This is a genomic window from Psychrobacter piscatorii, from assembly GCF_904846415.1.
Classification (GTDB): Bacteria; Pseudomonadota; Gammaproteobacteria; order Pseudomonadales; family Moraxellaceae; genus Psychrobacter; species Psychrobacter piscatorii.
The window spans coordinates 37971-63647 of sequence record NZ_CAJHAR010000020.1 but is presented as its reverse complement, the minus strand read 5'-3'; the positions used below and the strand labels follow the sequence as shown (position 1 = coordinate 63647).

Genomic DNA, 25677 nt, shown 5'->3' with positions numbered 1-25677 from the left:
TTTTTTGTGTATTAATACTTAATTCGATTTTCACTAAAGATTATTCGATTTAATAAATTATTTTTGTAAATAATATATCTTTTTTATTTAGATATTATTGCCCCTCCACTAGGGCTAGTGGAGGGGCTGCTACTTCGCTTTTTGTTGGCTTTTTTGGTATTGATATTGCTCTATATCTAACCAAATGTTTGTAGTTTTTATTAGCAGTGATGACAAACATCGATGCATATCAGTAATCGGAAAAGCTCGATCTCATGGGTAACGCAGGGCTAATAGCACCATTGATTAAGCAGAGAAATATCTATGCTATTTGAGCATATAGGTTATCTGTATTGATATTCAATTGTAGCCGTAAGTCCTTATTTTTAGGGGGTTTGGTATGATTACTGAACAACTAGTAGACATGTCCCGCTTACAGTTTGCGGTGACAGCGCTTTACCATTTCTTGTTTATTCCACTCACATTGGGCATGGTTTGGCTGTTGGTGATTATGGAGGCAGTCTATGTCACTACAGGACTACAAGTGTGGAAGGACATGACGCGTTATTGGGGCAAATTATTTGGTATTAACTTTGCACTTGGTGTCACCACAGGCATCACGATGGAGTTTCAATTTGGCACCAACTGGTCTTATTATTCACAGTATGTAGGTGATATTTTTGGTGCGCCGCTTGCTATTGAAGGTTTGATGGCATTTTTTCTTGAATCCACTATGGTGGGTTTATTTTTCTTTGGCTGGGACAGGCTTTCTCGTTTTCAACATTTAGTTGTCACTGTATTGATGGCCGTTGGGACAAACCTTTCAGCATTATGGATTTTGGTTGCCAACGGTTGGATGCAAAGTCCTGTTGGTGCAGAGTTTAACTACCAGACCATGCGTATGGAGATGGTTGATTTTTCAGCCATTATCTTTAACCCAGATGCACAAAATAAATTTGTGCATACAGTATCAGCAGGCTATGTGGTGGGCTCATTGTTTGTGTTGTCTATTTCCGCTCTATACCTGCTGCGTAGACGTGATGTTGAATTTGCCAAGCGTAGTTTTCAGGTGGCAGCAGCGTTTGGTTTGGCATCTATCTGTAGTGTGATTGTTTTAGGCGATGAGTCAGGCTATTCCGTTGGTAAAGCTCAACAGACCAAGTTGGCGACGATGGAGGCGATGTGGCATACAGAGTCAGCCCCAGCCCCATTCAACTTGATTGCTAGTATCAATGAAGAAGAGCAGAAGAATAACTGGGAAGTGCAGATTCCTTATGCGATGGGCATCATCGGCACACGCTCTTTAGATACCGAAATCCCAGGTATTCATGACATTAAAGCGTTGAACCGTGAACGCATTACCAACGGTATCACTGCGGTAGGGTTGCTAGCACAACTGCGTGAAACGCCAGAAGATATGGCACTAAGGGCAGAGTTTGATAAGGTCAAAGACGATTTAGGCTTTGGACTTTTGCTTAAAAGATATACAGCTGACGTCTCACAAGCCACGCCTGAGATGATTCAAAAGGCTACTGAAGACACCATTCCTAAGGTTGCACCGATGTTTTGGTCTTTTCGCATCATGGTAGGGCTTGGGTTCCTCATGTTGGCGTTGTTCTCAGTTAGCCTATGGTTTACTTTCAAAGGAACTTTTGCCCAAAAAACATGGTTACTGAAATGGGCCATTGTCATGTTACCAGCCCCTTGGATAGCGGCTGAGCTGGGTTGGTTTGTTGCTGAGTATGGTCGTCAGCCTTGGACCATTTATGGTGTATTGCCAACTTATGTGTCGACATCGAATATCGGTGTGGCGAATGTTTACTGGTCGCTTGCTGGATTTGTTGGTTTTTATACCGTTTTACTGATTATCGAGATGTACCTGATGATTAAGTATGTGAAGCTAGGGCCAGCCAGTTTGGGTACAGGACGTTATGATGGCGAGACACCTCGCAACGTGACGCCAACCGCTGGGGATCAGGAGGTGATTCATGTTGTTTGATTATGAAACATTAAAAATAATGTGGTGGCTTATCGTTGGTGTGCTATTGATTGGTTTTGCCATCATGGATGGTCATGATATGGGGGTTTGTACCCTGCTACCATTCATTGGTAAAAATGATGAAGAACGCCGCCTGATTATCAATACGATTGGACCACATTGGGAAGGTAACCAAGTCTGGTTTATTACCGCAGGTGGTGCCTTATTTGCTGCATGGCCGATGGTATATGCAACGGCATTTAGCGGCTTTTATTGGGCGCTGATAGCTGTTTTATGGGCATTGTTTTTTCGGCCAGTTGGCTTTAAATATCGCAGTATGATTAAAGATAAACGATGGCGTAATGCTTGGGACTGGGGACTATTTTTTGGGTCGTTTGTACCCGCTGTGGTCTTTGGTGTTGCCTTTGGTAATCTTTTCTTGGGAGTGCCATTTAGCTTTGATAGCAATCTTTTATCGACCTATACGGGCAATTTTTGGCAGTTATTGAGTCCGTTTGCGATCCTTTGTGGTTTGGTGAGTGCCACCATGTTAATCATGCAGGGTGGTACATATTTAGCCCATCGTACTGAAGGGGTTATTCAGATACGTGCTATTCGTTACACCATACTGTCAGCCATAATGATGGTGATATTGTTTGTGGGAGCAGGTTTTTGGGTACAAGCGCTTGATGGTTATGTTCTTGCCTCAACGATTGACCCAGCCAGCCTACCTAATGTGCTTGGTAAAGAAGTTGTTTCACAGCCTGGTGGTTGGATGACTAACTTTGCGACCTACCCAGTTGCTTGGGTCTTTCCTGCACTGGGTGTATTGATGGCATTAGTGACTGCTATGTTGTTAAAAATAGGCAAAACGCTGACTGCATTTGTCAGCTCAAGTATTGCTGTACTGGGTGTGATCATGACAGCAGGTATCGCGTTATTTCCATTCATTATGCCATCGTCTACTTTTCCAAATTCAAGCTTGACTATCTGGGATAGTGTTTCTAGTCATTTAACGCTGATGATTATGCTCTATGCGGTGGTTATTTTTGTACCAATCATTTTGGTCTATACCAGTTGGGCATATAGTGTTATGCGAGGCAAAGTCACGGCCGCTTATATTCGCGAAAATGATCACACACTTTATTAAAGGGTTTACTAACTTGGGGAGAACAATATGTGGTATTTTGCCTGGATATTAGGGTTGGGATTCGCGGTGTTATTGGCCGTTGTTAATGCAATTTGGTTAGAGCATGAGCAAGGTCGTTTAAAGGCGTTTTCTCCTAAAGAAAAGCAGCCAGAGACACCAAAGTCTAAGAATTTATCTGAGTAAAATAGTTATCAACTATTTTGCCAAGCTGCCCTCATAGACAGTAACTATTTTTTATAATCGGTTTTATCAGTTAGATACAAAGTGAGCTCAGATGAGCTCACTTTTTTTGTTAAGATAGGTGCACTCAGCAGTTTAATCGATATTTCCTTATCAATATAATAAAGAGTCATGATTATGAGTACTAAAAACGAACAGCTCTTTGCACAAGCCCGCAAACATATCCCAGGCGGTGTGAATTCACCCGTCCGCGCCTTTGCAGGGGTCGGTGGTACGCCAATCTTTATGCACCGCGCCAATGGTAGCAAGATTTATGACACCGAAGACAATGCCTATATCGATTATGTTGGCTCTTGGGGCCCAATGATTTTGGGTCATGCGCATCCAAAAGTCATCGACGCGGTAAAAAAAGCGGCCGATGATGGCTTGAGCTTTGGAACACCAACGCCGTTTGAAACGACGGTTGCTGACAAGATTTGTGACATCGTCCCGAGCATTGAGATGATTCGCATGACCAGCTCTGGTACAGAAGCGACCATGAGCGCAATTCGTTTGGCACGCGGTTATACTCAGCGTGACAAAATCGTCAAGTTTGAAGGCTGCTATCACGGTCATTCAGACAGCCTATTGGTAAAGGCAGGCTCAGGCATGCTCGACATCGGTGAACCAACGTCTAAAGGCGTGCCCGCCGATTTTGCGAAGCACACCATTACGATTCCTTATAATGATCCACAAGCGATCAAAGACTGCTTTGAAAAATGGGGCGACGAGATTGCTTGCGTGATATTAGAACCTATCGCCGGCAACATGAACATGATCATTCCAGCGCAAGAGTTCCATGATACGTTGCGTGCACAGTGTACTGAGCATGGTGCAGTATTGATTTTTGATGAAGTGATGACGGGCTTCCGCGTGGGTCTTGGCGGCGCGCAGGCACACTTCGGCATTACGCCTGATTTGACCTGTTTTGGTAAAATCATCGGTGCAGGTCTACCAGTTGGTGCTTTCGGTGGTAAAGAAGAAATCATGTCTTGTATCGCACCGCTTGGTGGCGTTTATCAAGCTGGTACGTTATCAGGTAACCCACTTGCGATGCGTGCTGGTATTGCGATGTTTGAAGACTTAACAGCAGAGGGCTTTTACGAAGACTTAGCTGCCAAAGTCGATCATCTGGTCGATGGTTTCCAAGCGGCGGCGGATAAGCACGGTATCAATCTGCGCACCAATAAATTGGGCGGTATGTTTGGTATGTTCTTTGTCAAAGACGCTGATACTCAGACCCCAAGTAACTTTGATGATGTGACAGATTGCGATATGGAGGTGTTTAACACTTTCTTCCACGGTATGTTAGATCGCGGTATCTACTTGGCGCCGTCTGCGTATGAAGCGGGCTTTATGTCAATCAAGCACAGCGATGAAGATATTGATGCATCGATTAGTGCTGCTGATGAGATATTTGCAGAGATGGCAAAGGGCTAACCCACTCTATATCTCTCAAATCTTAGACATTTAAAAGATAAACCAGCATTCATAAGTAAATTATGATGCTGGTTTTTTTGTGCGTTTGTCATACCTGCGATCTTTTAGGCTTAAATTGCCACGCAGTACGTCGCTATACATACGAAAGTCGCTAGCAAAACTTTTTAGCGGAGACTTAAACGAGGCGGGTTTGTTTTTTTCAAAGAAAAAATGTCCGACCCAAGCACAAGCGTATCCGGCAGCAATGCCTTTTGCGAGAGGCTTTGCCGAGCCAGTTTTGATAGACTTTGCCAATCCTAACAAGCCAAAGCTGCTACCTGCGAAATGGAGACGGCGACAGGCCATATTTTGATGCTCGTCTAAATAAAAATCATAAAACGCCTGTTTGGGTGACGCTTCAGTTTTTATCATATCCGTTCTGGTACTGTTATGGGTATTAGCGGTTTCGGTCGCATTTTTTTCGGTTGTTTGATTCATGCGTTTAGCTTCCTTGCTGGTGGGTTTATCGACTATCCATTGTCGGCAGTTTTTAGGTAAATAATTGATGGGTTTCGATGTGATTTATACCGATGTAAAAACAGTAAATAACGGTTTTTTATCACAATATTATGAGCTTTCAATGTAGCAAACCGGTATGGCTAACACAAGCGTTAGATGTAGGCTTGGTCATTAGCCTTTGATAGATTCGTTTTACACTTTTGCTATGATTTTGCGGCGCTTGCGCGTATTTGGTATAAATGCTTTAATGGAAAAATGGCCCAGATTTGTGTGGCGGCTGCTTTTTCTATACCTATGATTTTATATCTATGTCGTACCTGATTTTGTTAAACTACACACTCTCTCTAACACGGTGACAACTTGCCTTATGCCTACTGACTATCTTACGAACCCGCCACTCGGCGATGATGAAATGATGGCAGCCATTGATATTGGTTCCAACAGTTTTCACTTAGCCATTGCCCGTCTTGATCACGGGGAAGTGCGCAAAGTAGTCTCTATGTCTGAAAAGGTACAGCTCGCTGCTGGACTGGATGAGCATAAAATTTTGAGCGAGACAGCCGAACAGCGTGGTCTGGATTGTTTGAGTCGGTTTGTGGCGCGTTTGGATTCTGTACCGCCAGAGCGTATTCGTGTGGTTGCGACCAACGCCTTGCGCCAAGCCAAAAATGCCAATGATTTTATTTCTCGTGCCAATAAGATTTTGCCCAAGCCCATTGAGATTATCGCTGGTCGCGAAGAGGCACGATTGATTTATTTGGGCGTCTCGCATACCAATGAGAGTAGCGACAAGCGCTTGGTCATTGATATCGGTGGTGGTTCGACGGAGTTTATCATCGGTCAAGAATTTGATCCGCTATTGACTGAAAGCTTACAAATGGGCTGTGTTGCATTTACACAGAAGTACTTTGCTGATGGCCTCATTACCAAAGAGGCTTTTAACAATGCGATTTCAGGCGCGCGCAAAGAAGTACTGGCAATCAATGGTCGTTACCAAAAGACCGGCTGGAGCAGTGTGGTTGGCTCAAGTGGCACGATCAAAGCGGTGCGTAACGTCCTTGTGTCCAAAGGCTGGGCCGATGAGCAAGAACGAATTACTTATAAAGGCGTCAAAAAACTAGAGCGATTGCTACTTAAGATTGGCAATATTGATGATATCGAGTTAGAAGGCGTCAAAGACCACCGTAAAGCCGTATTTCCGGCAGGTGTGGCAGTGTTGCGTGCAGTGATGAAGGTATTAGGCGTTGAAACCATTACCTACTCAGATGGCGCATTACGTGAAGGCGTGATGTATGACATGCTCGGACGTTTTGCGAGCGAAGATGTGCGTGACCGCAGTGTACTTGCGCTAATCAAGCGTTATTCAGGAGACAAAAAGCAAGCCAAACAAGTGGTAAAAACCAGTCGTAATCTGTTTGAGCAAGTCAAGGAAACGCTCGCCCTAACAAGCGATGACTGTGATTTACTGAGACGTGCCGCGTTCTTGCATGAGATTGGCCTTGCAATCAGTCATAGCAGTTATCATAAGCACAGCGCGTATTTGCTTGAGTATTCTGATATTCCAGGGTTCTCGCAAGTGGATCAAAAGCGTATGGCGCAATTGATGCTCAACCATCGCCGTAAGCTCAAAGCCGATATGTTTGAGCAGACTTGTCAGATTGGCGGAAACCAGCTCGTCTATCTGTGCTTGCTATTGCGTCTTGCCGTACTCGCGCATCATAGCCGTAGTGATTATAAACTGCCAGAGCTAGAATTAAAGGTCATCAGTGATAGCGACTGGCAAATCACGGTTGCTGATAGCAGTGAGCATTATGCGTTTTTGGTTGCTGATTTGCGCACAGAGATTGAACAGTTTGCCAAATGGGGCGTACAGCTTAGCGTGATGGAGACGCAAGAGGCTGAGCCGTTACCATTGTCAGTATCGAGTTAAAGATTAACGTAACAAAAGCAGTGCTGTCGATAATGTCATGCCATATAAGATGTGCTACTATAGCCTCTACTCAGTTTACAACTGTACTTTCATTATCTGAATACCGATAACGATATTATTCTTAAACATAAATACATTAAGTATAATGATTAAAGGGAAGCGTCTATGAGCACTGTCTGGGATAGTGTGCAGCTTGCACGACATGCCAAGCGTCCATTATTTATGGACTATGTTAATCAGCTTTTTACCGAATTTGATGAGTTGCACGGCGATCGTGCTTTTGCCGATGACAAAGCCATTTTGGGCGGTCTGGCACGATTCAACGATCAACCTGTAATGGTCATCGGTCAGCATCGTGGTCGCAGTACTCGTGAGCGTATCGAGCATAATTTTGGTATGGCCAACCCTGAAGGCTATCGCAAAGTGATTCGCTTGGTCAAAATGGCCGAGCGTTTTAACGTTCCTGTGATGACCTTTGTCGATACTCAAGGTGCCTATCCTGGTGTTGGTGCAGAAGAGCGCGGTCAAGCGCAAGCAATTGCAGAGAGTATCGCGGTATTCTCTAGCCTAAAAGTGCCTATCATTGTCACTATTATCGGTGAAGGCGGTTCAGGCGGAGCGCTTGCTATTGGTGTTGGTGACAAAGTCAACATGCTACAAAATAGTATCTATTCGGTCATTTCTCCTGAAGGCTGTGCCTCTATCTTATGGAAAACCGCTGAAAAAGCACCAGACGCCAGTGAAGCATTGAAGTTAAACGCCATTAATCTATATCAAATGGGTTTGATTGATGCTGTTATTGACGAGGGTGAGGGCGCACATGTGCAGCCACAACCCGTTATGGAAGCTTTAAAATCACTGATCACTGAGCAGCTTGATGAAATCAAAGATTTGGATGCTCAAGAGCGTTGTGAGCTCCGCTACGAAAAACTAAAGACGTTTAACTCAGAAGTGATGCTGCCTGCTTAATACAAAGCATGTGCTAAGCTTTTCATATTAGAAACTGAGTCTTAATGCTAAAATAAAACGTGTCATTCAATGGCGCGTTTTTTTATGTCTATTAATTTGCTCATGAATTTATCTATCTAAAACTAAGGCTGATTATGACCAGCAGTGCCATCCTTACGCATCCTATTAGACCAGTCAACGATTTGCCGATTGATGAGACGTTGGCAGATGCAATATTGAGCAGTATGTCGGACTATAGTGAGCAGTTGCATGGTCGTCGCCTGTGGCTAGCCTGTAGTGGTGGGCGTGACTCATTGGCACTCGCGGCGCTGTGTGTGCAGCTTTATCGACAAGGGCGATTACCATGTTTACCGCAGCTCCTACATGTCGATCATGGTTTGCAAGCCGATAGTCAGCATTGGGCAACGCATGTCGCGAATTGGGCTAAGATACAGCAAATACCTTGTCGCATCCTAAGAGCACAAGTGACAGGTCATGACGAGCAAGCCGCGCGTCAAGCCCGCTATAACGTCATGCGTGCACATATCAATCAAGACGATGTACTGCTATTAGGACATCACGCCGACGACCAAGCCGAAACGGTGTTAATGCGCTTGATCCAGGGCGCTGGGGTTAATGGTCTGTCAGGCATGCAGCCATGGCGAACGCAAACGCAGCATGGGCGACGAAATGTATTATGGCGGCCTTGGCTTGCGGTAAGGCGCGCCACGATTAGTACTTATGCCAAGCGCTTAGCATTACCTTATATCGATGATCCGACTAATGACAGCGGCGACAACGTACGTAGTGGACTGCGCCGCGATATCATGCCTGTACTGGCGACTTATAACTCCAATGTCATTGATAATATTGCTCGCAGTGCGAAGCTATTAGGCGATGCGCAAGCCACTGTCAATGCTCAAGCTGAGCAAGATATGCAGCAGACGGCTGATAAAAATCTACAGCTACCAGCAGCACAGCGTGTGCTCAATATCGATGCATTGCAAGCATTACCTCTGTATCGCCAGCGGCAACTACTGCATCATTGGCTGGGTCAAGATGAGCCATTACCACCTGCTAAGCAGCTCGTCGATGACGTCTGGAACCTTACTCAGCGCAGCGATCATGACCATCAAACTGAGCTGTTTTGGCAAGGTCGCACGCATTCCTATACCGTTCGCCGCTATCGTCAGCAGCTCTACCGGCTAAGCAATGAATGGTTGTCTTGGTTAGATAGACCAATGATAGAACAGAAGCAGCCATTATCGCGTTTGGATTTGACAACAAGTGACTCAGCAGACGGTGATTTTGTATTACTGACTGTTCGTCGTAGTGAAGGCCATATCTGGCAGCTGCAAGTTAAGCCAGAAAGGCTGGTACAACTGCTAGAAAGTCATATAGGCACATTCAATGCAGTATTAAAGATAAAGCCATTAGCTCGCAAACAGCGTGTACAGACGGCACTGGCGACACGCCCACAGGCGGGTAAAAAGCTGTATCAAACGCTAGGTATTCCATTATGGCTGCGAGAAAGCTTGGTTGTGGTCAGCGTCGTATTCACAGATAAAGAACACGCTGAAAATGAGATACCCATCCTATTATTATCACCTTTTGATAGGTGGATATTGAAAAATGACTTTTCGATCAATATCAAAAATCTAGGTAGTGATATCGATGATGTTTTTGTTAATGTGCTGAGACAAACTGAGTAAATGAGTCGAAACTATTTAGGTAGTTAGAGGATCGGTATTTTTTATCATTTTAATATCTATTATTTTGGTGTTTTCATACATCTCCTCGTGACGCTCTGCATTCTGCTTAAAGCCGTGTTTTTTATAAAAATTAATGGCGTTGGTATTGGTATCCAAAACCCATAGATGAAAGCGAGCCGCGGCGTTGGCAGTTGTTATCTCTTGCAACGATGTGTCTATAAGCGCGCTGCCTATACCTTGATTATGATAATCAGGCAGAATATACAAAGTAGTGATTTCATAACGCTCATCTTGAGCATGGTAACCGATGAAACCCACGATAATGTCACCATCCTGTGCTACCCAAGCGTCTACTTCGGGTTGACGCAATACCTGCTCCCACATGGCTGTTTTTTTAGCTAGATTATTCATCTCATTGATATAAGGCATCGGCAAAAGGTCTAGGTAAGTATCATGCCAACTGTAGACATGTACTTTTGCAATATCTGAGAAGTCTTTTTGAACGGCCTTACGAATAAAAAACATATTTGACACCTCAAAATATTTTATAAAAACTATTTCTCAATCTAACAGCTAAACCATGTCATAGTCGATGTCAGTTACGTGTTTCAACTAGGTTTACTACCGTTGTAGACGGCAGGAATTTATCAAACGATACTAGGAGCAGTATGATAAACTGAGTGTCGTTTTATATATCAGTATGTTACGTTGAATACTTTTAAATTTTGTGACTAGGAGACAAGTATGTCGGTATTAGATAATAAGAAAATCAGTTTTATTGGTGGCGGAAACATGGCGCAAGCGCTTATTAGCGGGCTTGTGGGCTGCGGCATCGAACCAAACCTCATCACGGTCGCCGATCCTAGCAGCGATATTCGTGAGCAACTAGCGGCTAAAGGGCTAAACACTGTTGATCCAATGGCGGATGCCAAATCTGCTGTGGTCGGTGCTGATATCGTGGTATTGGCAGTAAAACCACAAATGATGAAAGTGGTGGTTGGTGCTTTTGCTGATGCATTGGACAATCAGTTGGTCATCTCGGTTGCCGCAGGTCTGTCAACTGACCTATTGTCTAGCATGTTGGGCGGCTATAGTAATATCGTGCGTGCTATGCCAAACACGCCTTCGATGATTCAGATGGGTGCAACTGGCCTCTACGGTACAGATAATATCTCAGCCGAACAAAAAACGTTGGCAACTGCGGTGATGGAAGCGTCAGGATTGGTCATGTGGGTCGATGACGAAGAACATATGCATGCTGTTACTGCCGTGTCAGGCTCAGCGCCAGCGTACATGTTTTACTTCATCGAATCGATGGTCGATAAAGGCATTGCGCTAGGACTAGATACCGAGCAGGCATCGGCACTGGCACTACAAACCATGATAGGTGCGGCAAAAATGGCGATGAATAGTGAAGATACGCCTGCTGAATTGCGCCGCAAAGTGACGTCTCCAAACGGTACTACCCAAGCAGCCGTTGAATCCATGCAAGCCAATGAGATTGGTCGCCAAATCGGTGAAGCCATGCAAGCGTGCTATGATCGTAGCCAAGCGCTTAGTGAAGAGATGAGTAAGTAGTTATTGATTAGCAATTAGCAATTAGCAATTAGTAATTAATAAGTAACGACCCAAAAAGTAGGTCAGGCTAAATAGCTGACCTACATTGCATGATGATTAGCATCTGATAATGACAGTTGTCATCCTAAAATCTGTCAACAATGTCCCATTGAGTAGCCCTTCATGAACAACATGTTATTTCAAGTTTTTGATCTGGTCACCACATTCGCTATGATGCTGGTGTTTATTCGTTTTATGCTGCAATTTGCAGGGATGGATGCGCGCAACCCGATGATTGCACCTGCCTATAAAGCGACCCATATCGTCGATGTGTTTGGGCGTATCTTCCCAACGGTCGGACAGGGACGTATTAGCATTGCGGCTATCGTTTTGATGTTTTTGATTCGTCTGATCGATATCTCTGGAAAAGCGGCATTGACGCATCAAGGGATTGCCCCTGTGCCGCTATTTTTTACGGGTACGATCAGCTTGGTATTAGACTTTTTACGCATGTGTCGCTACTTGGTGATTGGGTCTATTATCGTCAGCTGGATCGTGGTATTTACCCAATCCCAGCATCCTATTATTGGTATTATTATGAGCTTAGCGGAGCCGATACTAGAGCCGTTTCGTCGTATTACGCCAAACTTAGGCATGCTTGATTTGTCACCGATGGTTGCATTCTTTGTGTTTTATTTACTTGAGATATTCATCGGTGGGTTGGCGGCAAACTTTATGCCTATGTTGGGTTAAGCGATATTTTGCAACAGTGAATAAACCATGCATATTTTCAGATCTTTGACTAAAAAGGCGCACTATAAAATATAGAGCGCCTTTTTTATGTCTGCTATTGATGAACGTTAATACTTCATGTTGTCACTTTATAAAGACATTAAGAGTGGATAAAGCGATTGGGTATCAATTGCGCTTGAGCATCTTCAGGGTGCGGGTCATCAGCCGCGCGCAAGGTTTGGGTAATCCAACTATCTGCAGATTTTACCGCATCAATCAAATCATCTCCCATCGCCAGACGCCCAGCGATAAAGCTGGCAAGCGAACATCCTGAGCCGTGAAATTCACCCTCTAGGCGCGGTAAGGTACTCTTGTGTACCATCTCTCCTTCTATATATAAATACTGCTCGATATCACCGCTATCAAAATCATGAGAGGTTTTTACCAACACCGCATGAGCCCCTTGCGCGCATAGTTTTTTCGCACCACTGTGCAAATCCTGCTCACCGCTGAGCGCGCGCAATTCATGCGTATTGGGTGTGATCAAGGTGGCATAGGGTAGCAGCTGCCTAAACGCGCTCACCAGCGTCTTCTCATCGCCCAAGCTGCCACCGCTATTGGCGACCAATACAGGGTCTAATACAAAAGGGGTATCAGTGCTTATTATTTGCTCAGCAAACAACTGGGTCAGCATTGTAATATTGTCCGTGGTACCGAGCATACCGGATTTAATGGCTTTGACAGGTAAGTCATCCAGTACGGCAGTGGCTTGAGCTTTCACTAGCGCTGCCGCACATGCTTCAAAACCGAATACTTGCTGTGAGCTTTGGATCGTGACTGCTGTACACGCGATCGCAGCATGCGCACCAGATTGACCGATGGCTTCGATATCCGCTTGTAATCCAGCGCCGCCTGAAGGATCCAATCCTGAAAAACACAGTACGACAGGTCGCATAATCACTCCTTTGAGGTATTTTATAATAAATGATAAATACTATAGCCACCTACTGCCAAAAAATCTATCTCAGTCTAGTACCTGTAGATTAAGTATAAAATATCAAAACACATGAGACTGTTCTGAGTCATCAATTCAGCAGTGGCATTTTTCTGCAACATGGCGTAATTTTAAGTATTAAAAGGCGAGAAAAGCATTTATATCGATAATTATAAGAAAAGCTGGATTAAATCGGTAGACAAGGCTTGCAATTCGTTTTGGCTTTGCTATAATACTCGCCCACGGCATAAGACGTATTGTTAGCATCAATACTATGTTTATAGATTTTTTATAGATGTCTTAAATCGTTAGGTGAAGTGGGTGAGTGGCTGAAACCAGTTCCCTGCTAAGGAACCATACGTGTAAGCGTATCGAGGGTTCGAATCCCTCCTTCACCGCCATTTATTCAGTTATTATTAGAGTAGTAACGCAGTATATTGCGTTAAACATTCTTAATAATTAAATCAAAAAATATTTTGTTTTTAATTAAAAAAGATGTTGACACAAGCGATATTATCTATATAATAGCCAACCTAATTTACTGAAATTGTTTTTAACAACTCGGTAAATGATTTGCAAAGTACGCGCTTGTAGCTCAGTTGGATAGAGCACTTGGCTACGAACTAAGGGGTCGGGAGTTCGAATCTCTCCAAGCGCACCATTTGCATAATCAACTAAATCAATCGCCTGTCTTATGACAATTGGCGATTTTTTTATGTCTGCAGTTTTTGTGTTTTAGCATTGTCTTTTGCTTAGTGACTTCAAGGTTTTTGGTTTCGTGATTTTATATTGGCCACATCATAGCCACCCTATGTGATTAGGATGATTAGACAGTCATTTAGGATAATGTACGATAGACCAGTCATTTACGGTACAATAGCGTTACTATTCACTGCTTGCTATGAGCTCGTACCATGTCAAAAAGTTCCTCTAAACGCCCGTCAAAGTCTACTAGCAAATCAAAGCCGCAACCCAGCGCTTTTGCACAGCAAGATCCTAATGAAGAGCCCACGATAGCCAAGCCCATGGTTCGTGTCGTGGCTATCCTTTATGATGGCATGTTGATTCTGGCTTTACTGTTTTTGGTGGGTACGATATTGACCGTAGTTGGCACGCTGCTAACGATGGAGACGGGTACCGAGTCTTCACAGGCTCAGTCACTACCAGTTTGGTATCAAAATGCCATTATGACACCGTCGTTTGTTCTGACACTGGTGGCATTTTATGGGATATTTTGGCGCCGTGGTGGTCAGACATTGGGGATGCAAACGTGGCGATTGAAAACCATCAATGATGCTGGGCAATGGCTCACGTGGGGACAGGCGTTTAAGCGTATCTTGGCTGCTTGTCTGATGCCGTTACTCTTTGGCATTATCGGTAGTCTTATTGATGGGTCACGCGCCGCCCTATTAGCCAGCGCGTTTCTTGGATTGGTATTCAACTATGTTTTTTGTCTGTTTAACCCTCGCGGTCTTGCAGTACAGGATATGCTATCCAACACCATTACCCTAAAAATGCCAAAAGTAGCACATGAAGGGTTATGGCGTGGCTTTAAAAATCGTAAGAAAAAGTCTTAGGATTATAAAATAGCCAGCAAGGCTCAAAACATACAGAAGTGAAAAATTATATACTAACGCTTTGAATCAGCCATGCAGTATAACCGACAAAGAAAAGTACCAACGTAGCGCCCGACGTACGACCGAACTGGCGCTTTGTGGTAAAGGCAAACACACATAGAGCCACGAGTAATATCGTCAGTAGCCCCATTGCCATCACATCGCGCGATAAAATCACCGGATCAGCAGAAATAGGGGCAATGACCGTTGCTAGGCCTACGACCGCTAACGTATTAAAAACATTCGAACCAATGATATTACCTAGTGCCATATCGTGTTCGCCTTTACGTGCTGCTGACAAGCTCGATACCAGCTCAGGCAGTGATGTACCAACCGCCACAATCGTCAAGCCAATAATGAGCTCGCTGAGACCCCATAGCGTTGCTAACTCAACGGCTCCCCAGACGATCGCTCGCGAGCTGATTACTAGCATCAGCATGCCAAGTAATAAGCTACCAAGTCCACGCGCAATGCTTAGCTCTGTCTCATCTGAATCCGCACCATCAGCAATATCATCTTCGTGCTCATGATAGCCTTCACGGATGCTTAGCACGATTTGTAGCCCCAATACGGCAAACAATAATACCAATAATACGAGGCCATCCGCTTGGCTCAATATGCCATCACGTAGCTGCCATGCGGCGATGGCGGTGATTAGCAGTAGTAGCGGCAGGTCACGCTTTACGATGCCCTTACGGATGATAATAGGACTAATCAGTACGGTTGCGCCGAGTACCAAAGCAATATTAATAATATTAGAGCCATAAGCATTGCCCAAAGCCAGCTCAGGGCTACCTTCTAGCGCTGCTAATACTGACACCACCATTTCAGGCGCTGACGTGCCGATACCTAATATCAAAACACCGATTAAGAAACTCGGTACACTAAACTTTTTTGCCAGTGCTGTCGCCCCATCAATAAAGACATCGGCACTCCAAACCAAAATTGCTAACCCAATCAGTATTGCAATCACTGCCAACCACATCGGTATGTTTCCTTGTATATGATGAAAAATATGAGTTTAATAGAGAAAAATCGCATAAAAAAAGCCGAATCTTGATTTAGATTCAGCTTTCCCTTTAGCATCGAGATTTTTAGTAATAATAGCAGTTAATTCAAAGATGTAACTTTGTGTTTATCTTAAATTTACCAAAACCTCACCATCCTGTCATATTAAGCAACTTGTACAGGAATGATATTTGCTGTGTCTTTAACTGTGTTGTCTTCGTTGCAATAGACCAATTTTGGCTGATACGTCGATGCTTCAACTTCATCAAAATGCGCGTAAGCACAAATAATGACGATATCACCCAAATCTGCCATATGAGCCGCAGCACCATTTAATGAGATAATACCAGAGCCCGCCTCAGCACGGATAGCATAGGTGCGAAAGCGCTTGCCATTGGTCACATTATAGATATCGATAGATTCGTTTTCACGTAGACCAGCTAGGTCTAGTAGATCACCATCGATACCGCATGAGCCTTCATAGTGAAGCTCAGCATGGGTAACGCGAGCACGGTGTAATTTGCATTTAAGCATATTAAGTAGCATAGGTTGCTTCCTTAGCGTAACTGATATTAAATAACTAAATCAAAAGGTTAATGGGGACAAACCTGCCAAAATAAAAGGCTATTACCATAGAGGCAATATTTTATTAAGGTAATTTAAAGCCATTGATTTGTGAACGTGCTTTTTCGATATCACCATCTAGCAATAGTGGTAGCGCGTCAAAAGCCGCCGTCAATGCGCTATCAATGGCGATTTGCTCATCGGGAGACGCTTTTGAGAGGACATGACCACTGACTTTAGATTTGTGACCAGGATGGCCGATACCCACACGCAGACGATGAAAGTCATTACCGATATGCGGCGTAATATCACGCAGGCCATTGTGACCACCGTGACCGCCGTCGGTTTTGAGCTTAATGCTACCAGCTGGAATATCGAGCTCATCATGAGCAATCAATAATTCGTCGTTTTTGATGCCATAAAAATTTACCATAGGCACGACTGACTGACCAGATTTATTCATAAACGTCAGAGGCATAAGTAAACGCACATCAGAGCCATGAATGTGCCCACGTCCTGTCACCCCATGAAATTTTTTGTCAGGGGAGAGCGTAATGTTAAACTGTTGCGCTAAATGATGGACGAACCAAAATCCGGCATTATGACGCGTAAACATATACTGCTGACCAGGATTACCAAGACCGACAATAAGCTTTATGGCCATAAAAACACCCTGCTTAAATTTGATAAATAAGGATAAGGTTTGAAATATTGATAGACAGTATATTCTCAAACCTTACTTACAAAAACAGCAGGAGATTTCAAATCACCTGCTGTCTTCTTAACTAAACGAGTCTGTTACTAGGGAGCACAAAATAAAGTGCTACCTAGACATAGTATATTACTCGTCGTCTTTGCTTTCTTCAGCATCAGCGTCGTCGTTTTGCTCAGTTGCTGGTACTTCATCAGCATCAACGTCGTCAGCATCTTCGTCAACTTCTTCAACCGTTGGTGGCTGCATGTTAACGATAGTACGGTCATGGCCGTCTTCTAGCTCAAGCTCATGAATCACAACGCCTTCAGGAAGTTTGATGTCTGATAGACGGAACAAATCACCGATTTCCATACCAGATACATCTACTTCTAGATATTCAGGTAACTGTGATGGTAAGCAGATAACTTCGATATCAGATACTAGGGTAGATAGTACACCAGCAGCAGCAGTACCTGGCGCTTCTTCACGACCAACAAAATGCACAGGAACGTTCATGTGGATTTTTTGACCTTTTACAACGCGCTGGAAGTCAGCATGCATTGGGAAGCCTTTAGCAGGATGACGCTGCAAGTCTTTGATAACGGCTTGATGCTCGGTACCGTCAACATTGATGGTCAAGATATGTGAGAAAAATGCTTCAAACTCAAGTGCTTTTACTAGCTCGTTGATTTTGATAGAGATCGCTGTTGGCTCTTCGTTACCACCATAGATGATAGCAGGAACTAGGTTCTGCTTACGTAGGCGGCGGCTCGCACCTTTACCTTGGATTTCAGCAGAACGATCAGTAGCGTTTAGTTCAAAATGATTATTGCTCATGGATAAATCCTATAAAAAGAATGATGAAGTGTCTGGTCATAAAAAAGTGGATTTGCGACCAATCCACTAATACGTGATGAGAGCTAATATCTATCGTTGCGTATAAATGACACAACTATCGATGTTAGCCATTTGCTTATAACAATGATTTTTATAGTAATAATTACCACAATAGCCATTATTGTTCAGCATGATCAGCACTTTTGATAATGCCAACCTGATTGAATAAAATAAAAGGTCAGCACAGGCGCGCATTATACGGGATTTTGTAGTAATAATAAAGACCTACGCAAAGTACCTACATAAAAATAGCGCCAAGTACTGATACTTGGCGCTATTTTTCTTATTACTAAATTTTTATTGTCACCACAATGCTATTAAAATTTATAGCAATGACTGTCTAGCATTAGGCATCAAACATCGCACTAATAGATTCTTCATTATTAATACGGCGTAAGCTTTCAGCAAGCATTGGCGCGATACTGACCTGACGGATTTTGCTACACGCTTTTGCTTCAGCAGATAATGGAATCGTATCGGTCACAACGACTTCGTCTAGCGCAGATTCGCTGATGTTTTTGAGTGCATTACCCGATAGGACAGGGTGAGTAATGTAGGCTAAGACGCGGCGTGCACCATTTTCTTTCAATGCTTCGGCAGCTTTACACAAGGTACCTGCCGTATCGACCATATCATCAACGATAACGCAATCACGGTCACGAACATCACCGATGATGTGCATGACTTGTGACTCATTGGCACGAGCACGGCGCTTGTCAATAATTGCCATGTCAGTATCGCCTAATTGCTTGGCCATTGCACGGGCACGAACTACACCGCCAACATCAGGTGAAACCACCATGATATTGTCATAATCTTGTTTTTGTAGGTCGTTTAGGAGTACTGGCGTGCCGTAGATGTTATCTACAGGGATATCAAAGAAACCCTGAATCTGATCTGAGTGCAAATCAACCGTCATCACGCGATCGATACTAACGATGTTAAGCATATCAGCGACGACTTTAGCCGAGATAGGTACACGAGCTGAACGCGGGCGACGATCCTGACGCGCATAACCAAAATACGGCATAACAGCTGTGATACGACCAGCACTAGAGCGACGCAAAGCGTCAGCCATCATCATGATTTCCATCAAGTTGTCATTGGTCGGTGCACAAGTAGGCTGCATGATAAACACATCTTTACCACGTACGTGTTCTTTGATTTCCACGGCAATTTCGCCATCAGAAAAACGCGTGATGTCAGCTTTACCAAGAGGTATATGAAGATGATCGGCTACGGTTTTTGCTAATTCTGGGTGGGCATTGCCCGTAAAAATCGCCAAATAAGGCATGACAGAAGTCCTATTGATTGACTCAAGCAGCGACCGCTAAGCAGTGACAAACTGCTCAAATTAAGAAAAGAGTGGTGAAAAAGATTGAAGACTACTATTACAGTAAAAAATGGCAGGGGTAGCTGGACTCGAACCAACGGATGTCAGGATCAAAACCTGATGCCTTACCAACTTGGCTATACCCCTGTAATGTCTAGGCTATGAACAACCGAAAGCTAATAGCGACTAATAGTCATTCTTAGAATGGTGTCACAACCTTTCAGTTATCTTATAAACGATTAAGCCGTCTAAAACATAACTTTTCCCTAGCGGTGTTCATTGCGAACTATACCGAAACTGGGATAACGTTGTCAATGACAATAGCATAAGAGGTTATTTATAAACCGCTTATACTCAATGTATGTCTAACGCTTCGTACTAAAAAATGGCAGGGGTAGCTGGACTCGAACCAACGGATGTCAGGATCAAAACCTGATGCCTTACCAACTTGGCTATACCCCTATTGTGGCGACCTATTATAAGTAAATTTTCAGATTTTGCAAGTCATTTGCGGGTTTTTCTGGTATTTATTCATCATAGGTTGTTGCTGGCGCTATTTTAGCAAATTAAAATAGGCAATCCTACCTTTGTCCTTATTCAGATGATAAGAAATCTAAAGGCTATATGTTCTATTTTAAGTTTCTAACAACATACCCCGAACAAGGCGCACTTTCAATCCACTTTGCCAACAGCGCTTTATCAGAGGCAATACTCGCATCTAAGGGTAAAAATACTGCACTACCTGAGCCAGTCATGCGTGCGGTACTCATTGCCTGCGTCTCCAACCCTTGCAAATAATTCAAAGCCTCTGCAACAGCAGGAGCGAGGCTCGTCACTACTGGAGTAAAGACATTGTAATAAGGCGTATTCAAATTTTGAACATAATCATTAGATTGATTTTTAATCGTATCAATCGATAGAAGAGCGATATCTCGCTGTAGTTTGGGGTGGGCGAATAGTTTGGCAGTATTGACATGCGCCTCAGGCGTTAAGACTAAATACTGCTGGTCAGGTAAATTGATGGCAGTTAGTTCTTCACCAATTCCCGTTGCAATGGCATCTTGACCAAAGATAAATATTGGCACGTCTGCGCCTACCTTTGCACCAATTTTTATAAGCGCATCGCGAGTAAAGTTAAGCTGCCAAAGCTCATTGAGCACCAGCATAGTCGTTGCGGCATTGGACGAACCACCGCCCAGTCCTGCACCCATTGGCAAACGTTTGTCTAACTTGACAGTGACTTGTGCCAATTGCCTAGGTAGAGTCTCTGACTGTATGGCAAACGCTAGCAATGCGCGCGCGGCTTTGAAGATTAAGTTGTCTTCTATATCGGCCGTGATCGCCTCTGCACCAGCTAATACCAATAGCTGATGACAGAGGGTGTTGGCATCTGGTTTACTATCAGCCATTTGTATCACAGCATCATCAGTTACCAAAAAGTGCAGATAATCGCCCCAATCGAGCAAGCGAAATACCGTTTGCAAATTATGATAGCCGTCAGCACGTTTACCAGTGATATGCAAAAATAAATTAATTTTTGCAGGGGACAAACGCGTGATAGTAGAGTCAGATGCTTCGGCTATATTTTTAATCATGTTTTTTCATCATAAGGTGCAGTCATAAACGACTATGGTAATGAGCAATACTGGCTGATTTTTCAGTGGTGATGCACTAGTATGACGAACTAGTGATTGATCGTCATCACAACCTTATTGCCCTGTGGCTGCACGGCACTGATTTTACTAGGGAGCTTGTCATTCCCTTTGTAAGTAAAGCTGGCGCTCCAGTCGCCGTTGACTGAGCTGATCAATCGGTTTTGAGCATCAAGCTGCGGGGCACTATCTGAAGGCGCTGGGCGACCAGAGATCCAATAAGGCATTTGCGAGATAGGCGCTTGCCAGCCAGTGGCTTTTTTGAGCAAGGTTTCAGGGTCATCAGCAGTCAATGTCCCTGTCTTTTCACTGACTAGTGTGGCGGTTTGACCGTTGTACTCAATGTTGGTTTTACCAATACCAAGTGCGCCAATCAATTCAATGGCAAAGCGATCGTTCTCTTGTCCCCATGCATAAAACGCACTACCGCCTTGGGTACCTGAGGTGTCATTAGCAGGTGTTGTCACCCCAATTTTACCCGTGATATTAAAGCTCTCTAGCTTTTTGGGCTGATCAGCGTTTTGACCTTGCATCGTGGTTGGTTGATTGGTCGCATTGGCTGTTTTTAGTGACTGACAGCCAGAGGTAATCACCATTGTAGTCGCTATCGCAGTAAGCAAAGCCAGTTTATTTGGTTTATAAGACATCGTTGATGCTGACATAATGTGCTCTCAAAATGGGAAAATGGACAGGTTAACAAAGATATTAGCTTAAGGGCTATTTGTTGCTCGGTTATGCACGGCTGTTAGCTTCTTATACGTCCCTTGTAATTGATAAGTGCTTTGTCACTTATCAAGCCTAATGTCATCATACCGCAACAGTTATTTTGAAAAACCAATATCAATATAGCTGTATACTGTCATTGATATTATGTTGTCCAAAGGAGAATCGCTGTTGCAAGTCTGCGAGTAGTGCTTCGACTTTTTCGTTATTGCCAAGACCCTGATAAGCACGCAGTAATAGAGTGCCTGAGCGCAGGGTTGGGAGCACATCGTAAGGCGTTTGTAGATAGTCGATGACTTGCTTATAATTTCCTTTGGCCAATGCATTACCCGCCAATACATTTAGGGCTTGCAGATGAAGGTCATTATCATAGCGTGGGTCGTCATAGCGAATTTGGATAATTGCTGTGGCGAGTGCCAGACCTTGTTCAGAGCTACGCTCGTTGGCCAATAGCAACTGTGCATAACTGAGCTGATAGGATAAATTGGTAGGATCGAGCGCCTGCAAATGGTTAAGGAGCGTACGTTTGACGACATAGTCGCTTTTGTCATCTAACAGTTGGACACGGGCAAAGAGTAACATCTCATTGTCAGGATATTTACGAGCGGCCCGCGTCAACAGTCGTAAGGCTTCTTCTGATTCATTTTGCTGCCACAAAATATCGGCTTGCATCACAAAGGTGTCAGGGGCGAATACCGTAAAGTCTTTGCGTAGCTTTTCTAAAGTAGCAATGGCGGCGTCGACGTCGTCATTGAGCAATTCAAATGCGACCACTTTGCGACGTGCTTCTAATACTAAGTCTTCTTGCATCACGCCATTGAGATAGTATTTGGCTTTATCAAACTGCTGCTGACGCTCGGCACTGATACCGAGATAGTAATAAGCCTGGTCAAGGTAAGCGGGGTTTTTGGCAAGCATATTGAGTAGATCATCTGCGCTCGCATATTCTTCGATATCCAAGCTCACTAGTGCTGCTAGCAAGGTAATCTCAGCATCGTCGTCAAAGCGGCTGTGAGCTTCGAGCAATAGTTTCCAAGCTTGCTCGCTTTGTTTTAAGTCTAATAAGTAGCGAATCTCGTACAGGTACAAGCTTTTGCTATCAGGATTACGCAAGCGTGCTTGGCTTATATAGTTGACCACGGTTTCCGCTGTAACGATTTTGCGCAAGATATCAGCCTTTAGGGTGATAAAAGGCACATAATCGGGCTGGCGCTCTAGCGCACGGTTAATATGCACGATAGCGATTTCGGGCTCATTGAATTGGTAAAGCAAACCGGCCTTTAATACGGATAGTGAGGCATTTTGCTCACTATCTAGTGGCTGCAAAGCGGCAAGCAGCTCGCGTTTGTCATCGTCATTATTGGGATAAATGCCGATAAGGATTTCGCTCAAATCTGCACGCGGATCGTAACGCAAGATGCGGTTTAAGGTCTCGCCAGCTAAGATATAGTCGTGTGCCCGTAGTGCCAAGTGTGCTACATAAAACCAAGCAGGTACATGATCCGGATTCTGGTCTTGCCATGATTTTGCAAATGCTAATGAATCCTCGACCCTTTCATTACGCAGTGATAGAGTCAGTGCCCTCTCAAAGACCGCTGTGGCATCTTCTTTAAAAGATTGTTGCTTATAGATCGTAATCGCACGTTGTTTATCATCACGATCCGCAGCAAATTCTGCATCTAATAGAGCATATAAACTGGGTTCGTTGAGTTCAGGCTGCCATAGGCTGGCTGGCGCTAGGCCATCGATGTTGGTCACGCTATCTGTCATTTGGCTGTTTTTATGAACAATCGTGCTAATAGAGGTGCTAGAAATAACGTTGTTATTTACCCCATTATCGCTAGTAATGACTGATGCTCGTGGCGTTTTTGCGGCCAATTCTGTATCAGCATGGCTGGCATGCGCAGGTACGGCAAGGCATAAGCAGACGGCCAATGACAACGCTAGCTTATAACGCTGGCACAAACGATCGATAACGACCTGCAATAAAGCGCGGAGGCTAGATTGCTCGTTATAAAGAGGTTGTGATCTAGATAATGATCCAAAAAACATCATAGATAGCCGTGTTCGCCCATGGTTTACCTACATAGCTGAGGCAATTTTATTTTAATCATTTCAAATCAAATAGTGGTAACGAGTACCCATGACAAACATTATAAGAGCAGATGAACAGTATAAACAATAGCATCCGTGTTACTCATATCTGAGCAACCATTATTCTATTGATACGCTATGACTGATACTTGTTTTAAGCATGAGTTATTTTGCTAGGACTTTTATACAAATAGCCATGTTGATCAGAATACTGTGGAAATATAACAATTTAGGTGAGACTAAGCGAATGATTTATGGTGGTCTTAGCGACCATTTGCCAAAACACATCCATTGATTTTATCAATCATATCGGTAGTTGATTTGTTACATTTGCGACCAGATACAGAGATATAGCTATCATAGATAGGTGAGTGTTAATTAACGCCAGCAATAATGATATAATAAGCGGTTTTTAGGGTCTTCCTTTCAGCGCTGTCGTCAAAAACTGTCTTTTAAAAATAATGAGATAGCGTGAGTGAGCAGCTGAGCGGCATGTTTATGGTCTATCAATAATGAGATTAGTGGTCATTGGGGTCAATCACAAAACTGCACCAGTCGCTCTGCGAGAGCGCTTGGCGCTGGTGGGTGACGATGTGAATGTCGCGCTTGAGCAAATAGAATCCTTCACGGATGGCAGTGTGATTGTCTCTACTTGCAACCGTACTGAGATTTATGCGCTTGTGCCGCATACATTGACCCCGCACCATTCCCACTCGTCTAGCTTGGCAGTCAATGAGCAGACAGACCACGCCATCTCTCATAATGATTTTAGTAGCAGTGCTCATGTCACATCAAGCATGATCAGCGCTCATATTCTCAAGATTAAGACGTGGCTTGCTGAATTCAAACAGCTCCCACTCGCAGATATCGATCCTTATCTCTATGTGCACCGCGACACACACGCATTGACCCACTGGCTAAGAGTCGCAGCGGGGCTGGATTCTATGATACTGGGTGAGCCGCAGATACTTGGTCAGATCAAGCGCTCTGTGCATTTGGCACAAGAGCAAAAAGTATTGAGCAATCAGCTCGGTTGGATCGTTGATCAAGTGTTTGCCGCTGCCAAACGAGTACGTAATGAGACGCAAGTGGGTGCACAAGCGGTATCTCTGAGCTTTGCGGCGGCTAAATTGGTCACGCAGATATTTGATGACTTGCCCAGTCGTACGCTATTGGTCGTCGCAGCAGGTGAGATGAATCGCTTGGTTGCCACCCATATCGCCGGTCTTGGCGTTGGGCGAGTAATTATTTGCAATCGTAATCCTGAGCGTGCTGAGGCATTGGCGGCGGAGCTACGTAGTCCTGATCGCCGCATAGACGTCAGACCCTTGCAAGAGTTGCCGCAAGTATTAGCAGAAGCCGATATTGTCAGCAGCTGTAGTGGCAGTATGGATTTATTGATTGATAAAACCATGACCATGCAAGCGCTCAAGCGTCGTCGTTATCAGCCGATGTTGATGATAGATTTGGCCGTGCCGCGCGATATCGATTCGACCATTAGCCGCATTGATGATGTTTATCTGTATTCTGTTGATGATTTGCAGCATGTGATTGCCGGCAATATTGAGCAGCGTCGGCAGGCGGCTGTCGATGCGGAACTGCTAGTTAGTCAATTGGTCGTTGAGATAGATCGTCGCTTCCAAGTTCGGCAAGTGGGTAAAGACATCCAGCAGTATCGTACCTGTACTCAAAATCAAGTAGATAAGCTGCTGCATGAGTCCATTGCCAAACTGCAACAAGACGATGTGAGTCCAGAAGACATTCTCATTGAGCTGTCACGGCGCCTGACCCAAACATTGACACATGCACCATCCAAGCTCATGCGTAAAGCGGCCCGCGAAGGCGACAGTGATTTGCTAGATTTTGTGGTGTCTGGGCTACAGGATGCCCATCGCGGACGTTAAGATTCTCACAGTGCCGTTCAAAGAATACTTACCAATAAAACTATAATCGCGCAAG

The 25677-nt window shown here is 44.1% G+C and carries 22 protein-coding genes and 4 tRNA genes; 13 read left to right on the top strand and 13 right to left on the bottom strand.

All coding sequences use genetic code 11. The features are described from left to right. Window positions 1–379 precede the first annotated feature (379 nt). From JMX83_RS09930 to hemL, 4 genes are all read left to right on the top strand, one after another. Entirely contained in the window at window positions 380–1978 is a 1599-nt protein-coding gene (locus JMX83_RS09930; protein WP_201601240.1) for a cytochrome ubiquinol oxidase subunit I, read from the top strand. Next, window positions 1971–3107, top strand: coding sequence for a cytochrome d ubiquinol oxidase subunit II (gene cydB, locus JMX83_RS09925; RefSeq protein WP_265089532.1), 1137 nt, complete (start codon window positions 1971–1973; stop codon window positions 3105–3107). Before JMX83_RS09930 ends, cydB begins: the two co-directional genes overlap by 8 nt. A gap of 27 nt (window positions 3108–3134) precedes the next feature. Beyond that, window positions 3135–3290 (top strand): cytochrome bd-I oxidase subunit CydX, encoded by a 156-nt coding sequence (gene cydX / locus JMX83_RS09920; RefSeq protein ID WP_201601234.1) that lies wholly within the window; start codon window positions 3135–3137, stop codon window positions 3288–3290. Between the two features lie 174 nt (window positions 3291–3464). Beyond that, window positions 3465–4766 (top strand): glutamate-1-semialdehyde 2,1-aminomutase, encoded by a 1302-nt coding sequence (gene hemL / locus JMX83_RS09915; RefSeq protein WP_201601231.1) that lies wholly within the window; start codon window positions 3465–3467, stop codon window positions 4764–4766. A 60-nt stretch (window positions 4767–4826) separates the two neighbouring features. Here the strand turns inward: hemL and JMX83_RS09910 are convergent, their stop codons facing one another. After that, window positions 4827–5177 (bottom strand): Mpo1-like protein, encoded by a 351-nt coding sequence (locus JMX83_RS09910; RefSeq protein WP_406947627.1) that lies wholly within the window; start codon window positions 5175–5177, stop codon window positions 4827–4829. A 454-nt stretch (window positions 5178–5631) separates the two neighbouring features. Here JMX83_RS09910 and ppx point away from each other — a divergent pair, with 454 nt between their 5' ends. The 3 genes from ppx to tilS all read left to right on the top strand — a co-directional run bounded on the left by ppx (window position 5632) and on the right by tilS (window position 9854). Continuing rightward, window positions 5632–7194: an exopolyphosphatase gene (ppx, locus tag JMX83_RS09905; RefSeq protein WP_201601225.1), complete on the top strand. Its 1563-nt coding sequence runs from the start codon at window positions 5632–5634 to the stop codon at window positions 7192–7194. 165 nt (window positions 7195–7359) lie between these two features. Continuing rightward, a complete protein-coding gene (locus tag JMX83_RS09900) occupies window positions 7360–8163 on the top strand; it encodes an acetyl-CoA carboxylase carboxyltransferase subunit alpha (RefSeq protein WP_201601222.1) in 804 nt (267 codons plus the stop codon). Window positions 8164–8297: 134 nt separating this feature from the next. Next, the gene (gene tilS / locus JMX83_RS09895; RefSeq protein WP_201601219.1) at window positions 8298–9854 is read left to right on the top strand and encodes a tRNA lysidine(34) synthetase TilS; all 1557 of its coding nucleotides are present in this window, start codon (window positions 8298–8300) and stop codon (window positions 9852–9854) included. A gap of 15 nt (window positions 9855–9869) precedes the next feature. On the opposite strand, the gene JMX83_RS09890 is transcribed toward tilS, so the two are convergent. Continuing rightward, window positions 9870–10379 (bottom strand): GNAT family N-acetyltransferase, encoded by a 510-nt coding sequence (locus tag JMX83_RS09890; RefSeq protein ID WP_201601216.1) that lies wholly within the window; start codon window positions 10377–10379, stop codon window positions 9870–9872. 219 nt (window positions 10380–10598) lie between these two features. On the opposite strand from JMX83_RS09890, the gene proC reads away from it, so the two are divergent. Together proC and JMX83_RS09880 are read left to right on the top strand one after the other, a co-directional pair. Next, window positions 10599–11432, top strand: coding sequence for a pyrroline-5-carboxylate reductase (proC, locus tag JMX83_RS09885; RefSeq protein ID WP_201601213.1), 834 nt, complete (start codon window positions 10599–10601; stop codon window positions 11430–11432). A 162-nt stretch (window positions 11433–11594) separates the two neighbouring features. Further along, on the top strand, window positions 11595–12164 hold the full coding sequence (locus tag JMX83_RS09880; RefSeq protein ID WP_075105771.1) for a YggT family protein: 570 nt from the start codon (window positions 11595–11597) through the stop codon (window positions 12162–12164). 139 nt (window positions 12165–12303) lie between these two features. Here JMX83_RS09880 and JMX83_RS09875 read toward each other — a convergent pair whose 3' ends face one another. After that, a complete protein-coding gene (locus JMX83_RS09875; protein WP_201601210.1) occupies window positions 12304–13098 on the bottom strand; it encodes a hydroxymethylpyrimidine/phosphomethylpyrimidine kinase in 795 nt (264 codons plus the stop codon). A 350-nt stretch (window positions 13099–13448) separates the two neighbouring features. Here JMX83_RS09875 and JMX83_RS09870 point away from each other — a divergent pair. The 3 genes from JMX83_RS09870 (at window position 13449) to JMX83_RS09860 (ending at window position 14714) form a co-directional block, all read left to right on the top strand. Then, a tRNA-Ser gene (locus JMX83_RS09870) sits at window positions 13449–13538 on the top strand. A gap of 183 nt (window positions 13539–13721) precedes the next feature. Then, window positions 13722–13798, top strand: a tRNA-Arg gene (locus tag JMX83_RS09865). A 253-nt stretch (window positions 13799–14051) separates the two neighbouring features. Beyond that, complete coding sequence (locus JMX83_RS09860) at window positions 14052–14714, top strand: RDD family protein (RefSeq protein ID WP_201601207.1); 663 nt, start codon at window positions 14052–14054, stop codon at window positions 14712–14714. Window positions 14715–14760: 46 nt separating this feature from the next. On the opposite strand, the gene JMX83_RS09855 is transcribed toward JMX83_RS09860, so the two are convergent. The 10 genes from JMX83_RS09855 to JMX83_RS09810 form a co-directional block, all read right to left on the bottom strand. Further along, a complete protein-coding gene (locus tag JMX83_RS09855; RefSeq protein ID WP_201601205.1) occupies window positions 14761–15738 on the bottom strand; it encodes a calcium/sodium antiporter in 978 nt (325 codons plus the stop codon). A 188-nt stretch (window positions 15739–15926) separates the two neighbouring features. After that, window positions 15927–16307: an aspartate 1-decarboxylase gene (gene panD, locus JMX83_RS09850; RefSeq protein ID WP_010196068.1), complete on the bottom strand. Its 381-nt coding sequence runs from the start codon at window positions 16305–16307 to the stop codon at window positions 15927–15929. 103 nt (window positions 16308–16410) lie between these two features. After that, complete coding sequence (pth, locus tag JMX83_RS09845; RefSeq protein WP_201601202.1) at window positions 16411–16989, bottom strand: aminoacyl-tRNA hydrolase; 579 nt, start codon at window positions 16987–16989, stop codon at window positions 16411–16413. Between the two features lie 177 nt (window positions 16990–17166). Then, window positions 17167–17856 (bottom strand): 50S ribosomal protein L25/general stress protein Ctc, encoded by a 690-nt coding sequence (locus JMX83_RS09840; RefSeq protein WP_201601199.1) that lies wholly within the window; start codon window positions 17854–17856, stop codon window positions 17167–17169. Window positions 17857–18262: 406 nt separating this feature from the next. Beyond that, a complete protein-coding gene (locus tag JMX83_RS09835; RefSeq protein ID WP_057758042.1) occupies window positions 18263–19210 on the bottom strand; it encodes a ribose-phosphate pyrophosphokinase in 948 nt (315 codons plus the stop codon). 110 nt (window positions 19211–19320) lie between these two features. Further along, window positions 19321–19396 (bottom strand) — tRNA-Gln (locus JMX83_RS09830). Between the two features lie 239 nt (window positions 19397–19635). Then, window positions 19636–19711: transfer RNA gene (locus JMX83_RS09825), tRNA-Gln, on the bottom strand. Window positions 19712–19878: 167 nt separating this feature from the next. Further along, window positions 19879–20844: a 4-(cytidine 5'-diphospho)-2-C-methyl-D-erythritol kinase gene (gene ispE, locus JMX83_RS09820; RefSeq protein WP_201601196.1), complete on the bottom strand. Its 966-nt coding sequence runs from the start codon at window positions 20842–20844 to the stop codon at window positions 19879–19881. Window positions 20845–20933: 89 nt separating this feature from the next. Beyond that, the gene (gene lolB / locus JMX83_RS09815; protein ID WP_201601193.1) at window positions 20934–21563 is read right to left on the bottom strand and encodes a lipoprotein insertase outer membrane protein LolB; all 630 of its coding nucleotides are present in this window, start codon (window positions 21561–21563) and stop codon (window positions 20934–20936) included. A gap of 178 nt (window positions 21564–21741) precedes the next feature. After that, on the bottom strand, window positions 21742–23679 hold the full coding sequence (locus JMX83_RS09810; protein ID WP_201601191.1) for a tetratricopeptide repeat protein: 1938 nt from the start codon (window positions 23677–23679) through the stop codon (window positions 21742–21744). Between the two features lie 551 nt (window positions 23680–24230). Here JMX83_RS09810 and hemA point away from each other — a divergent pair. After that, window positions 24231–25622, top strand: a complete 1392-nt coding sequence (gene hemA, locus JMX83_RS09805) for a glutamyl-tRNA reductase (protein ID WP_201601189.1) — start codon at window positions 24231–24233, stop codon at window positions 25620–25622. The last annotated feature ends 55 nt before the right edge of the window (window positions 25623–25677 follow it).